The organism is Pararhizobium polonicum (genome assembly GCF_001687365.1).
Taxonomy (GTDB): Bacteria; Pseudomonadota; Alphaproteobacteria; order Rhizobiales; family Rhizobiaceae; genus Pararhizobium; species Pararhizobium polonicum.
This window is the reverse complement of sequence record NZ_LGLV01000004.1, coordinates 687,639-700,660: the sequence shown is the minus strand read 5'-3', so window position 1 is coordinate 700,660 and position 13,022 is coordinate 687,639. Positions and strand designations below refer to the sequence as shown.

Annotated in this window: 15 protein-coding genes; 8 read left to right on the top strand and 7 right to left on the bottom strand. The window is 61.5% G+C overall.

Annotated elements, in window-relative coordinates; all coding sequences use genetic code 11:
* Positions 1–4: 4 nt before the first annotated feature.
* The 3 genes from ADU59_RS05150 to xseA all read right to left on the bottom strand — a co-directional run bounded on the left by ADU59_RS05150 (position 5) and on the right by xseA (position 2,626).
* Positions 5–355 carry a MarR family winged helix-turn-helix transcriptional regulator gene (locus tag ADU59_RS05150; protein WP_068952278.1) on the bottom strand — a complete coding sequence of 117 codons (351 nt, stop codon included), beginning with the start codon at positions 353–355 and terminating at the stop codon, positions 5–7.
* A gap of 86 nt (positions 356–441) precedes the next feature.
* Entirely contained in the window at positions 442–1,032 is a 591-nt protein-coding gene (locus ADU59_RS05145) for an NAD(P)H-dependent oxidoreductase (protein WP_068952276.1), read from the bottom strand.
* Position 1,033: 1 nt separating this feature from the next.
* Positions 1,034–2,626, bottom strand: coding sequence for an exodeoxyribonuclease VII large subunit (gene xseA / locus ADU59_RS05140; protein ID WP_068952274.1), 1,593 nt, complete (start codon positions 2,624–2,626; stop codon positions 1,034–1,036).
* A gap of 143 nt (positions 2,627–2,769) precedes the next feature.
* On the opposite strand from xseA, the gene ADU59_RS05135 reads away from it, so the two are divergent.
* From ADU59_RS05135 to ADU59_RS05125, 3 genes are all read left to right on the top strand, one after another.
* Positions 2,770–3,033, top strand: coding sequence for a spike base protein, RCAP_Rcc01079 family (locus tag ADU59_RS05135; RefSeq protein WP_068952272.1), 264 nt, complete (start codon positions 2,770–2,772; stop codon positions 3,031–3,033).
* On the top strand, positions 3,033–4,094 hold the full coding sequence (locus ADU59_RS05130; RefSeq protein WP_068952270.1) for a hypothetical protein: 1,062 nt from the start codon (positions 3,033–3,035) through the stop codon (positions 4,092–4,094). The genes ADU59_RS05135 and ADU59_RS05130 overlap by 1 nt, the downstream gene beginning before the upstream one ends.
* Positions 4,095–4,264: 170 nt before the next feature.
* Positions 4,265–4,495 carry a hypothetical protein gene (locus ADU59_RS05125; protein WP_068952268.1) on the top strand — a complete coding sequence of 77 codons (231 nt, stop codon included), beginning with the start codon at positions 4,265–4,267 and terminating at the stop codon, positions 4,493–4,495.
* Between the two features lie 77 nt (positions 4,496–4,572).
* Here ADU59_RS05125 and ADU59_RS05120 read toward each other — a convergent pair whose 3' ends face one another.
* The gene (locus ADU59_RS05120) at positions 4,573–5,559 is read right to left on the bottom strand and encodes a Gfo/Idh/MocA family protein (protein ID WP_068952266.1); all 987 of its coding nucleotides are present in this window, start codon (positions 5,557–5,559) and stop codon (positions 4,573–4,575) included.
* A 175-nt stretch (positions 5,560–5,734) separates the two neighbouring features.
* Here ADU59_RS05120 and ADU59_RS05115 point away from each other — a divergent pair, with 175 nt between their 5' ends.
* Together ADU59_RS05115 and ADU59_RS05110 are read left to right on the top strand one after the other, a co-directional pair.
* Complete coding sequence (locus ADU59_RS05115) at positions 5,735–6,685, top strand: aldo/keto reductase (RefSeq protein ID WP_068952264.1); 951 nt, start codon at positions 5,735–5,737, stop codon at positions 6,683–6,685.
* A 21-nt stretch (positions 6,686–6,706) separates the two neighbouring features.
* Positions 6,707–7,171: a GNAT family N-acetyltransferase gene (locus ADU59_RS05110; protein WP_068952262.1), complete on the top strand. Its 465-nt coding sequence runs from the start codon at positions 6,707–6,709 to the stop codon at positions 7,169–7,171.
* Here ADU59_RS05110 and ADU59_RS05105 read toward each other — a convergent pair.
* Positions 7,132–7,767 (bottom strand): hypothetical protein, encoded by a 636-nt coding sequence (locus tag ADU59_RS05105; protein WP_068952260.1) that lies wholly within the window; start codon positions 7,765–7,767, stop codon positions 7,132–7,134. The genes ADU59_RS05110 and ADU59_RS05105 overlap by 40 nt on opposite strands.
* Before the next feature lie 61 nt (positions 7,768–7,828).
* Positions 7,829–8,719, bottom strand: a complete 891-nt coding sequence (locus tag ADU59_RS05100) for a LysR family transcriptional regulator (RefSeq protein WP_068952258.1) — start codon at positions 8,717–8,719, stop codon at positions 7,829–7,831.
* A gap of 135 nt (positions 8,720–8,854) precedes the next feature.
* Here ADU59_RS05100 and ADU59_RS05095 point away from each other — a divergent pair, with 135 nt between their 5' ends.
* On the top strand, positions 8,855–9,850 hold the full coding sequence (locus tag ADU59_RS05095; protein WP_068952256.1) for an aldo/keto reductase: 996 nt from the start codon (positions 8,855–8,857) through the stop codon (positions 9,848–9,850).
* A 138-nt stretch (positions 9,851–9,988) separates the two neighbouring features.
* Positions 9,989–10,348: a nuclear transport factor 2 family protein gene (locus ADU59_RS05090; protein WP_068952254.1), complete on the top strand. Its 360-nt coding sequence runs from the start codon at positions 9,989–9,991 to the stop codon at positions 10,346–10,348.
* Between the two features lie 873 nt (positions 10,349–11,221).
* On the opposite strand, the gene ADU59_RS05085 is transcribed toward ADU59_RS05090, so the two are convergent.
* Positions 11,222–11,875: a hydrolase gene (locus tag ADU59_RS05085; protein WP_068952253.1), complete on the bottom strand. Its 654-nt coding sequence runs from the start codon at positions 11,873–11,875 to the stop codon at positions 11,222–11,224.
* A 155-nt stretch (positions 11,876–12,030) separates the two neighbouring features.
* On the opposite strand from ADU59_RS05085, the gene ADU59_RS05080 reads away from it, so the two are divergent.
* Entirely contained in the window at positions 12,031–12,924 is an 894-nt protein-coding gene (locus ADU59_RS05080) for a LysR family transcriptional regulator (protein ID WP_068952251.1), read from the top strand.
* Positions 12,925–13,022: the final 98 nt, after the last annotated feature.

The following is a 13,022-nucleotide window of genomic DNA, read 5'->3' as shown; positions in this document are numbered from 1 at the left end:
GGTCTCAGATAGACAGTTTGCGTCCCTGATCAATGATCAGATCGCCAAGTTTTTCAAGATAAAGCGCACCATCGACCGTGCGCTTGATGATCATATTGCGCCTGTCGCGCTCGTCGCGGCTACGGGTTACAAGCCCGAGATCGCCCATCGTGTCGAGTGCACGGGTGATCACCGGCTTGGTGACGCCCAGAATGCCGGCCAGTCCGCGCACCGTATGCGGTGGGGGAACGAGATAGATATGCAGCAGAATGGAAATCTGCCGAAGGGTCAGGTCACGATTGTCGATCCGCACCTGTTCGAGCGAAACGCCGTGCCAGAGGTTCAGTGCCTGCGAGGCTGTGAGTTCGACCGGCATCCGGCGCGCCCTTCGGTTCAATTGCCGGATATTTTAGACCATGACCGTTACGGAAGCGTTTCTTTCAGCGATGCCCGTTCCCACCTTCATATCCGCGCGACGGCCTTTTCGATCCTTGCCAGATGCGCCTTGCGTTGCTCGGCCGTTACACGATCCATATCGTGCAGCGAGATCATCCGGAAGCTGACATCCTTGGCACAGAAGGCGGCGATACCGCGCTTCAACAGGCGGCGGACCGGGTTGCCCATGTAGAACTGGACGACCCACCAGGGCGAGCCTGTCGTGGTCAACGCCCAGAGCAGCCGGATGTTGGTCAGCCGCGGAAGAATACGGCCGCCGGATCGCTCGTGATCGAAGGCGACGCCCGGGGCAAAGACACGATCGAAGAAACCTTTGAGAATGGCCGGGAAATTGAACCACCATTGCGGAAAGACGAGGATCAGCCCATCCGCTGCCCGCAGCCGCGCGACGATGCCATCCACTGCAGTGGTGTCGTAGGGAATATCGAAATAACCGCTCCGCTCCCTCTCGTTGAGCCGTGGATCGAAATCTTCCACATAGAGATCGAGCAGATCGACGCTGTGACCGTTCCTTTCAAGCGCCACTTTCGCCGTTGCGGCAACGCTCGCGGTAAAACTGTCAGCCAGGGGATGGGCGATAACGATGAGAATGCGCATCCTAGAACAGGCTGCCCTGTTTCGGTGGCGCGGTCGCCATAGCCTTTTCGGCACGTCTCTTAACCGGTTGCGGTGGCGGTGATGCGTCGCCTTCGGTCGTTAGCGCATTGATCGAGCCGTCGGCGAATTCAATGGCAATGGCCTGGTTCTGCGCAAGGGCGGCGGCGGACTTGATCGGCAAGCCGGCATCATCGCGCACCAGTGCATAGCCGCGCTTCAGGACATTCCGGTAAGACAGCGATTGCAGGATACGGTCGTGCGCCGTCACCGTGCTGCGGCGGCGCCGGATGTCGGCCAGAAGCGCACTATCGGCGCGGCCGGAAAGGCCTGTCAGGCGATCCTGAGAGCGTTGAATCTGGCTCAGCAACCGGGCGGGCAAAGTTCTGAGCGAAGCATCGGCAGCGGATACCCGCGAGGCGGATCGCTGGATCAGTCGCTCGACGATGCGTTCCGCACGGACCATGCGCTCGGCAAGCTTTTGCCGCCGCTCGCTGATCCGATTCGACAGCATATCGGGTCTCAGATGCGCGGCGGTGCGCTCGAACGTGCGCCGCTTATTGGCGGTGTTCATCTGCAACCCACGCCCAAGCCCGGCCGATGCCTCGTCGAAACGGCGGCGCGGCAGGGCCAGCAACTGATCGAGCGAGGGCAGGGCGCGGGTCAGCGCCCGGACAGTCTGCCGGCGGTTATCCATCTGTCGCCCCACGGCGGCTTTCAGCCGGGCGGAGAGCGCCGAAACGCTGGCCTCCAGATCGGCTTTCACCGGCACCGCCATCTCGGCCGCCCCCGTCGGCGTCGGTGCCCGCTGGTCGCTGGCATAGTCGATCAGCGTCCAGTCGGTTTCGTGGCCGACGGCGGAGATCAGCGGAATCCGCGAAGCCGCCGCCGCGCGCACCACCGCCTCGTCGTTGAAACTCCAGAGATCCTCCAGGCTGCCGCCGCCGCGCGCCACGATCAAGACGTCGGGGCGGGCTATGGGGCCATCCGCCGCGAAGGCATTGAACCCTTCGATTGCCGCCGCCACCTCGTTGCCGGAACCTTCACCCTGAACGCGCACCGGCCAGACAATGACGTGCACCGGAAACCGGTCCGAGATCCGGTGCAGGATATCGCGGATGACCGCACCGGTCGGCGAGGTGACGACGCCGATGACACGCGGCATGTAGGGCAGGGGCCGCTTTTTCGCCGGATCGAAAAGGCCTTCGGCACCGAGCTTGCGTTTGCGCTCCTCGATCAGCGCCATCAGCGCGCCGGCACCGGCCGGTTCCAATGTCTCGATGACGATTTGGTATTTCGACGAGCCGGGGAACGTGGTGATCTTGCCTGTGGCGATCACTTCCATGCCTTCTTCGGGCCGGAACTTCAGCCGGCTCATCGTGCCCTTCCAGATGACGGCGTCGATCCGCGCCTTGTCGTCTTTCATGGAGAAATAGGCATGACCCGAGGAATGTGGGCCGCGATAACCGGAAATTTCGCCGCGCACCCGCACCTGATCGAAAGCCTGCTCGACGGTACGCTTGATGGAGCCGGACAGCTCCGAAACCGAATACTCGGTCAGATTGGAGGGCGAATCGGAATCGAAAAACGAGCTCATAAGCCTATTTTGCCGCGCCCTGCGGCGGATAGCCAGCCTTTGCTGCCGCGCTCAACACAGCTTTCGTCATCCCCGTTCGTCCCCGGTCTGGAAAACCATGCGTATCATTGCCGCAGTACCAATCGTTACAAAGGATCACACCGATGCCAGACCGTTTCTCCAGCAATATTCCGTCTCTCACCAGCCCCGCCACGCACGGTTTTGTTGTCACGCCGAGCGACACGCTCGATCTGTCCGAGGCGACACGGGCGATCTATGTCGGTTCCGGCGGCGCGCTTGCGCTGCGCCTGCTATCGGGACAGACCATCACCTTCGCCGGGCTTGCCGCCGGCAGCATCCTGCCGGTGCGCGCCGATCGGATCCTGGCAACAGGAACGACCGCCGGCAGTCTCGTGGGGCTCGTCTGATGGTGTCGCTCGGTTTCATTTCGGGTCTTGCCCTGACAGGCGCGACCAATCCATGGTTTGCCAATCCGGTTTTTGCCGCGGTGGACATCAGCGATGGTATCGCGAAGTTGCCTGCCTTCATCGCCGATTTCCGCAGGGATCGACATGCCTTGACGTCGGTTGCTTTGGCCAGCGTTGCATCTGCCGCGGTGGATACGCTGGTCGTGCCGCAATCCGTCGCTTTTTCAGACATGTTTTCCTTTACGCGCGGTTCGGTCGCCGAATACGTCGATGCGGTAGGGATGCCACTGCAAGCGGCGTCGGATGTGCCACGCTTCGATTACCGCAATGGCTATCGGCAATTGCTTCTCGAAGGTCCGGCGACCAACCTCTTTCTGAATGCGTTTGCTCCGGCAACCCAGACGATCGCTATCGTCAATGGGTCGCAGTACACTGTCTCGTGCCGCGGGTCCGGCTCGTTGGTACTGTCTGGGGCTGCGACGGGCACCGTGACGCAAGGCACGCCTCTCACCTTTACGGCCTCCAGCGCCAGCCTGACACTGACGGTTTCAGAGGTGCTCAGCCGTGCGCAGGTGGAAACGGGAGCGGTTGCCAGCTCGTTCGTGCAGACGGGAGCCGTGTCGGCAACGCGAAGTGCCGATAGCTGCCGCCTTTCCCCCATTGGAGAGGCGTTGGTGCAGAAAAGTGCCGTCACTCTGTCGGTTAGGGCGCAGGGCCTCACCGGCTCCCTCGGCCGCCTCGTCGGCGTAGGTGATGAAGTCATCCGGCTAAACACCGCTCAAACAAGTATTCTCACCGGAGCTACACTGGCTTTGTCGAATCTAACGGTGCCGCTTCCCGCCTGTGGTGTCTGTATCGGCTGGAACGCCTCGGGGCGAAGCGGGAGTTACAATGGTACTGTCGCTAATTCTGAAGCAACCGTACCCACGATGGCCGGACAAGTTTATCTCGGCAGAAACCAGACCGGCCTTTTTGCCGCTGGCCGCTATGATAGTCTGGTGATCTGGCCTTTTCGTGCGACCAACGCTGCGCTCCAGGCGAAATCATTGGCCTATTCCTGACCGAACTCTCGAATGGCTCGACGGAAAGTCGGGCGAGCGCCGGAGAAAACTTAAAGTTTGGTGGACTCTTTTCCTCTGCCGCGTCGTTTCCAATCTTCGGGGGATTAAGCCAATTTTAGCGAGCCTCGTGCAAAATCCTTGCAGATATTGCTGTTGGTGGGAGAGGTCGGATGGTAACCGTGACCGCATTTGCAATCGGACTTTTATCTGCGAGCCTGCGTTCGGCTGTATATTGTGCTCTGGCCGGTTGCCTGATCGTAGCTGTCTTTACTTTGGCCGCGATGGTTTCGTCCGGTACCGTCTCCATTCTGGCACTCGCCCTTGCACTGCTTTCCTACAATGTGGGGATCGCAGTGATGCTTTTGATGGCGCTTGTTCGTGCACCGCGCCATCAGGCATAGCCGATCCGATTCCCGTACACTGTCCATGAGAACCTGCCGGCCCGTCAGCTGGCGGGTTCTCATTTGATGGGATCAGCTCAGACCGGTTCCCAGCCGTCCTTGTCGCTGGCGCGGTAGATGGCGTCGATCAGCTTCTGGTTGTTCACCGAGCTTTCCAGCGTAACGATCTCCTCTTTTTCACCCTTTGCGGCGCGGGAAAAGGCCTCGGCCTCCAGCCTGTACTGGCGGGCATCCTGGAAGCGGAAGAGTTGCGACTGCGAATGATTCTGGTTGGTGAGTTCCAGCTCTTCCGCGCCGTATCGATCGGCATTGAACGGCGATTTGACCTCGATGAAGCCCTTGTCGCCGTGGAACACCATGACCTGGCGGGCAGCGAGTTGGGTGGAGATATAGAAGCTTAGCTCGAAATCGCCGAAATCGGCCCGCACGCTCGAATACATGTCGGTGCCGAATTCCGGATCGCGGTCGGTGTTTGCCTGGACGCGGATAGGCTCCTTGCCGGTGACGAAACGCGTCGAGATCGTCGGATAGACGCCGATATCGGGCAATCCGCCGCCGCCGAGTTCCGGCATGTTGCGCATGTTGCCGGCATCGCGGTTGAAATAGGTGAAGGCGCCCTGCACGTGGCGCAAGGTACCGATCGCGCCTTCGGCCAGCAGCGTGCGGACCTTCCGCCAGACGGGGCTGTAGGTGACCATATAGGCCTCGGAAATCAGCACCCTGTTGCGGTCGCGCGCCTCGATCAGGGCGCCGATTTCGGATGCCTTCAGGGCAATGGGCTTCTCGCAGAGCACGTGTTTTCCGGCATTGGCGGCCTTGATCGTCCATTCGACATGCTGCGAGGTCGGCAGCGGAATGTAGACGGCATCGATGAGGTCGGAGGCCAGCATTTCCTCATAGGAGCCGAAGGCATGCGGCACCGAGAAGCGGTCGGCCATATCGCGCGCCCTGCTAAGATCGCGGCTGGCAATGGCCGTGACAACGCAGTTCTCCGCGTCCTGGATCGCCGGAACCACGAGTTCGCGGCCGATCTTGGCTGTCGATAGTATACCAAAGCGCAACATGATGTATCCTCTCCATTTTGGCGGCACAGTAGCCGCGAGGTCCGTGCCCATCAAGACGTTCGCGTGGGAATAAAAATGCCGCGGCGCATGTAAAAACGCTGTACCGCACCTATGTCTTTGCGGCAGACTTCCTATCTCCCGAGCGATTTATCCCCCAACAATCTGGAGCGACCCCATGCAACAGCGAACACTCGGCCGCACGGGCCTGTCGATCGCGCCGCTGGTTTTCGGCGGCAATGTCTTCGGCTGGACGGCGGATGAAAAGACGTCCTTTCAATTGCTCGATGCCTTCTTCGATGCGGGCTTCAATGCCATCGATACCGCCGATGTCTATTCCTCCTGGGTTCCCGGCAATAGCGGTGGCGAATCCGAGACGATCATCGGAAAATGGCTGAAACGGTCCGGCCGGGCCAGAGACGAGGCCGTGATCATCACCAAGGTCGGCTCCGAGATGGGGCAGGGCAGGAAGGGCCTCTCCGCCAGATGGATTGCGCAGGCCGTGGAGGATTCGCTGAGCCGGCTTCAGACCGATCATATCGACGTCTATCTCTCCCATTGGCCGGATGACGAAACGCCCTACGATGAAACGCTCGGTGCCTATGAAAAGCTTCTGGAGCAGGGCAAGGTCCGTCATATCGGCGCATCCAATCTGAATGCCACGCAATTGCGGGCCGCTTTGGATGTGTCTGCAGAAAAGAACCTGCCGCGTTACGATGTGCTGCAGCCGGAATACAATCTCTATGATCGGGCATCGTTCGATGGCCCGCTCAGAAACCTCTGCATCGCCGAGGAGATCGGCGTCATCAGCTATTTCGGCCTTGCCAAGGGTTTTCTCTCCGGCAAGTACCGCTCGCACAAGGATCTGGAGGGCTCGGCACGCGGCAGCGGTGTCGGCAAGTATCTTGATGGACGTGGGATGCGGATTCTCGGCGCGCTGGACGAGGTCGCGGCCGATACCGGCAATACCCAGGCGGAAATTGCGGTGGCCTGGATCATGGGGCGCAAGGGCGTGACGGCGCCGATCGCCAGCGCCACGAACCTGACGCAGCTGGAAAGCCTGTTGAAATCGGCCTCGATCACCCTGTCCGATGAGGCCTGCCAACTGCTCAATGATGCCAGCGAATAGGCTTGGCGGGAGGGAAGATAGATGACTGTTGAGATACGCGACACGGCTGCCGGCGACGAGGCGGACTGGCGGCGCCTCTGGGCTGCCTATGTCGCCTTCTACAGGGTGGCGGTCTCCCCGGAGGTGACGGCGACGACCTGGGCGCGCATCCTTGATCCGGCCACGCCGCTGTTCATGCGTGTCGCCGCTGTGGACGGCCATGTCGTCGGTTTCGCCATCTGCCTGCTGCATGAGGCGACCTGGGTCAAGGAGCCGGTCTGCTATCTGGAGGACCTGTTCCTCGACGAGGCCGCGCGTGGCAAGGGTATCGGCAAGGCGCTGCTCGACGATCTCGTCGGCAAAGCCAAATCCCATGGCTGGGCACGCCTGTACTGGCACACCGACGAAGGCAATGACACGGCGCGCAAGCTCTATGACCAGTATACCGAGGCCGACGGTCACGTTCGCTACCGGATCAGTTTCGAACGCGGAACGAGCGCCGGATAGCCCTTGTAAAATTCCGCGTGGCTGCCCGAATGGTTGGCCATGCCTTCCTTGGTGAGCAGGCCGGCGGGGGCGATGTAGCTGCGGATGCGCCGGAGCGGCCGTTCGTGCCACTGGATGTTGACGGCCCAGAGTTTGGGAAAGAAGCAGAGCGACGCATAGGGCAGGTTGTCGTGGATCCACCAGGCCAGCGACTGCCAGCCACCGAGTGTCGCGCGCCGGTCCCAGACCCAGGGGATGACGATGCAGGCGGTGGCGCCGATGCATCCATCCGCATCGCGCATGTCCCAGATGTGATCGGCGGCACTTGCGGCATTGGTCGAGCAGTTGAGTTTGTTGCGGTTGCCGAAGCCGTTGACGGAGCGGGACCGGTAGCCGGAGCGGACATGCAGCCGGCCAAATGTCCGCTGCAGCGGCTCCAGCAATTCCTCGCAGAGTTTCGTGCCCGCGGCGATCGCCAGATTCGGATCGTCGGGGATATTCGGCATGCTGTAGAAATCGGCGATCTCGGAATGCAGGAAGTCGCGCAGGAAGAAATTCTCCGACAGGCGGGCGCGGCCCAGGTCCTCCAGCGCTTTCATCGATCCCGGCTTTTTCATGCGCGTTCTCCGTTTTTCTCAAGACTATGCCACCGGAAAGTCCCCTGCCACCCGTTTGCGTTCAGCCGGAAGAGCGGAAGAAATCGATGAAGGCGCGCAGGGCAGGGCGCATCTGCCGGCGGCTGGCATAGTAGAGATAGGGGCCGGGATAGGGCGCGCACCAGTCCTCCAGAACCCGGACCAGCCGTCCCGTTTCGATATGCCCGGTCACGCGCGCCTCGAAGGCATAGGCCAGCCCGGCACCGCCGATCGCCGCGGTGATGATCGGCCGGTCCTCTCCGAGAATCAGCGGTCCCTCGATGGGAATGGTCAGTTCCTGGCCGTCCTTCTCGAATTCCCAGTTGTAGAGCGTGCCGTCGGAGAAGCGGCGGCGGATACAGCGGTGGCGCAGCAGATCGCGCGGATGCAGCGGGATCGGAAACTGCTCGAAATAGCCGGGCGAGGCGATGATGGCGCCGCGCATCGGCGGGCCGATTTTGACCACGATCATGTCGGCTTCCAGGCTTTCCTCCAGCCGGATGCCGGCATCGAAGCCCTCGCGGACGATATCGGCGAAGCCATCCTCGTCGGCGATCTCCAACGTGATATCCGGATAAAGGCCAAGGAATGCGCCAAGCCGCGGTGCGATCAAAAGGTCGGCGGCAAAGCGTGGGGCGGTGATGCGCAGATTGCCGGACGGCCGGCCTTTCGCCTCGACGGCGGCGGCGAGCGCCACGCCGATCTCCTCCAGTGCCGGGCGCAGCCGGTCCAGCAGCAGCATCCCTTCCTCGGTCGGCGCGACGCTGCGCGTGGTGCGCGCCAAAAGCCGCACGCCCAGGCTTTCCTCCAGCGTCGAGACGGCATGGCTGACGGCCGAGGGTGCGATGCCGAGCTCCTTTGCTGCCGCGCGAAAACTGCGATGCGCGGCAACGGTGGCGAGAACGGCGAGTTGAGCGAGCTGATTCCGGTTCATTGATCGAAATGATAGAACAACCTGTTGGGATTTGCAGCCGTTATCAAACGGTCGGGCGCAGATTAGTTTGAGGATGCACCGCAGATGCCTTTCGCAGTCTGCGTTTCCAATCCGGCTCACGAAGGAGCAACCTCTATGAAAACCCGCAAACTGGGAACAGACCTCACCGTTTCGGCCGTCGGCCTTGGCTGCATGGGCATGAGCTTTGCCTATGGCGCATCGAACGAGGCGGAATCGATCCGCACCCTGCACCGCGCCGTCGATCTCGGCATCACTTTCTTCGACACGGCGGAAGTCTATGGCCCCTATGAAAACGAAATCCTGCTGGGCAAGGCGCTCAGGGACGTCCGCGGCAAGGTGACCATCGCCACCAAGTTCGGCTTCCGTATCGCCACCGGAAAACCCGTGAGCGAGACCATCACCGGCATCGACGGCCGCCCGGAAAATGCCAGGGCCGTCGCCGAAGCCTCGCTGAAGCGGCTCGGCACCGATGTCATCGATCTCTATTACCAGCATCGCGTCGATCCCGCCGTGCCGATCGAGGAAACGGTGGGCGCCATGGCGGAGCTGGTGCGCGAAGGCAAGGTGCGCACGCTTGGCCTGTCGGAGGCAAGTGCCGCCACCATCCGCCGCGCCCATGCCGTGCATCCGATCGCCGCCGTCCAGAGCGAATATTCGCTGTGGACCCGCGATCCGGAGGACGAGGTGCTTGAGACCTGCCGAGAACTCGGCATCGGCTTCGTGCCCTACAGCCCGCTTGGACGCGGCATGCTGACCGGCGCTATCCAAAAGCTGGACGATCTCGGCGAAGACGACTTCCGCCGCAGCCTGCCGCGTTTCCAGGCGGATAATATCGATGCCAACACCGCGCTTGTCGAAAAGCTCCAGAAAATTGCCGCTGGCAAGGGCGTGACGGCGGCGCAGCTGGCGCTGGCCTGGGTGCTGCATCAGGTCGATTTCATCGTGCCGATCCCCGGTGCCCGCAAGCTCGCCCATCTGGAGCAGAATGCCGCCGCTGCCGCGATCGTTCTGTCGGCAGAGGAATTGGCCACGCTGGGTGATGCCCTGTCGCCGGTGCGGGTCTCGGGCAAGCGCTACACGGAGGCGTCGCTGGCGCTGACCAACCGTTAGGCCTTCATCTCCGGATCCGATTCGCGCTTCGCCCGCCCGGGGCGGAGCGCATTGCGCCATCCAACGGTGCACGTCGCTTCGTCTTTGTTCCCTTCCGCTGCCGTGATAGGATAGGGCGAGGATAAAGGGAGCCGCACAATGTCCGACCAGCAGGCAATCGGCGCAGTCGTTCATCTTTATGTCGATGGCATGGCGTTTTGCAACGAAGCGGCGCTGCGCAAGGCCTTCCACCCCGATGCCAAGATCATCGGCAATTATGAAGGCGCGGTCGAATGGATGTCGCGCGACAATTTCATCGCCGCCATCCTCGCCAAACCGCCGGCCCCTCCGGGCACCCAGCCGCTGATGGATATCGAGATCACCGACATCGAGGGCGATGCCGCCTTCGTCAAGGTCACCGACGAATTCGCCGGCACGCGCTTTACCGACTATCTGTCGCTGCTGAAGATCGATGGCCGCTGGGTGATCGTCAACAAGCTGTATCATCTGCATCGGTAGGGTGTTTTCACCCTCCCCTTGAGGGGGAGGGTCGGAGCGAAGCTCCGGGGCGGGGTGATCTGCGGCATATGCAATTGCCTCTCGTGTTCGCGGTGGTCACCCCCACCCGCCGCGTTGCGGCGACCTCCCCCCTCAAGAGGGAGGTGGGAGGCTGCCTCAATGCCTTCAGCCACGCCCGGAAAATTCCGCCGTGGTTTTGCCTGATGTTTACTTGGCCGGGGCGCTGGAAAGTGCCGATGACTAAGTAATTTATGTGACGCCTTCCAGCGCCCCGTTCAGTGTTGGTCGACGGGCAACTCCGGTTTCTCTGCGGGGATGGCGGCACCTTTTTCCGGTACAGGGTGACGCTCGACGGTTGCCGGATTGCTCCGGCCGCCGCGGCGCCACGAAAGGAATCGCTGTTGCAATCCCAGTCGCCGCTCCTCATGTGTGCCTCACAGGCACGCCCCGCCCTGTTTCAGACGAGAGGGAAACCACTTTCTGCCAATCCACCGGATGAAGGCTTACGTCTGTCCCCCATCCGGCACCGGCCCCGCCTCACTGCCACGCCTGGCAGCGTATCCATTGGCGGAACGACATCAGGATGACACAGGTTTCAAAGGCGGGGATTTACGGGGATGATTTTTCCATGAAGGAGGGGCTGCGCCTCCCGCAATCTTCCCTCGACAGTCCTCGAATGCACCCGTGCCGTTCGAGCGATCAAGGCTTCCAAGATTAACGCGGTTGCGAGTTGCGTCGGGTGGAGATCCACCATTCGATCTGTGACCCAGGCGTTCGTCCGCAGTCGATACAAACGAGCCATCGAATCTTCGCGTCCAACGAATGGGGATGACGAGCCTGGAGCTTTTCATCGTCTCGTCATCCCTGCTCGAATCAGCCCACTTTGCTCGGCACCGGGGTGTTGAGCAACTGCTGCTCCCAAAGATACGCGATACCGCTGCCGCCGAAGTGCTGGATGAGAATCTCGGTCAGTTCCTCGACATGCTCGGTGCGCGCCCAATCGCGTTGCCATTCGCCGGCGAGCGCCATCACGGTCATCACGTTCGCGCCGGCCGCGATCATTCGCTGGATGGCAACTTCGTGAGACTCCTTCGAAATCCCGCCCGACGCGTCGGTGATCACGGTCACGTCCCAGCCTTCGCCGGCGGCCTGGATGACAGGCATTGCGACGCAGACCTCGGTCCACAGGCCGGCGATGATCAACTGCTTGCGGCCAGTCGCCTTGACGACGCTCACCACATTCTCGTCCTGCCAGGTGTTCACCCAGGTGCGATCGATGACTTCCTGGCCAGGGAACACGTCGGTGATCTGCTTAAAGAGAAGTCCACCGCGCGCCGCAATCACGCTGGTGAGAATGGTCGGAACATTGAAGGCTTTTGCCAGCTTCGCCAGCGCGGTCGTGTTGTTGACCACCATATGAGGATCATGGCTGTTCAGGTTCGCCAGCTGGTAAGGCTGATGATCGATCAGAACGAGGACGGAGTCTTCGGGGCGGAGAAGTGAGTCAAGGCCATTACGAAAGGTCATGAATATTTCCTCTGCTGTCATTTGTCTGTGAGGTTGATCTGCCGAGACGCGTGCGCTGACAGCGGCGCCGTCGACGCCGTAGAGACTGTCATTCCAGTTCGTGATGCGGTAGTACCGTTTTATGGCAAGCTGTGTCGCGGAAAGAGGAACGCGAAATGGATATCGAAGAGCTGCGGACATTTGTAGAAGTGGCCGATGCCGGGGGCGTTTCGGCCGCTGCGCTGCGGCTCGGCGTCTCCAAGTCAATCGTCAGTCGGCGGCTCGTCCGGCTTGAAACGGAGCTTGGCGTCCAGCTTCTTGCACGGACCACCCGGGGCGCAGCTCTCACGGAAGCAGGGGCCACGTTCCGAGATTATGCAGCCAGGGTCTGCGCCGAGATCGACGTGGCCAGGGAAACGATCCTACCCGCCGGTGAGCTTCGCGGTCGCTTGCGCGTTGCCGTGCCGCTTTCTTTCGGCCAGACTCACTTCGCTCCCATCCTCGCGGAAATGGCGCGCCGCCACCCCCAGCTCCAAATCCACACGTGCTACAGTGATCGCTTCGTCGATCTCATCGCGGAGGGTTATGATTGTGCGATCCGGGTTGGCTATCTTCAGGACTCCAACTTGATCGTAAGACGCGTCGGACCAATCCATGGGAAGTTCGTCGCGAGCCAGGAGTACATCAAGGCGCATGGGTCGCCCGAGACGCCGGAGGAACTCGTCGCTCACGAGGCTCTCATGCAGGGTACCGAAAGCTGGCAGCTCATGGATGGCGACAAGATCATCACGGTTCGTCCGCAAGGGCGCTTCAAGGCCGACAACGGCGCAGCTCTCGTTGCCGCCGCGATAGCGGGGCTCGGGATCGCCTACCTGCCTGATTGCCTGACCCATGAACATATAGCCTCCGGCGCGCTTGTGCCGGTCATGACGCGCCATCCACCACCCCCGGCCGGTGCATATGTCATCCGCCCGCCAGGTCAGCATCCCGCACGGAAGATACGGGTCCTTACCGAATTGCTGATTGAGTACTGCGAACCGGCTCCGCACCTTGCGAGCGTAGGTCGCTAAGGTCACGAATGGCGCGAAGCCCAGCCGGTCTCACTCGATGTCAGGGCGCGGGGATGACCACTGTTGACGCAAACCAGACCCATCCCCGCGTCCATCGC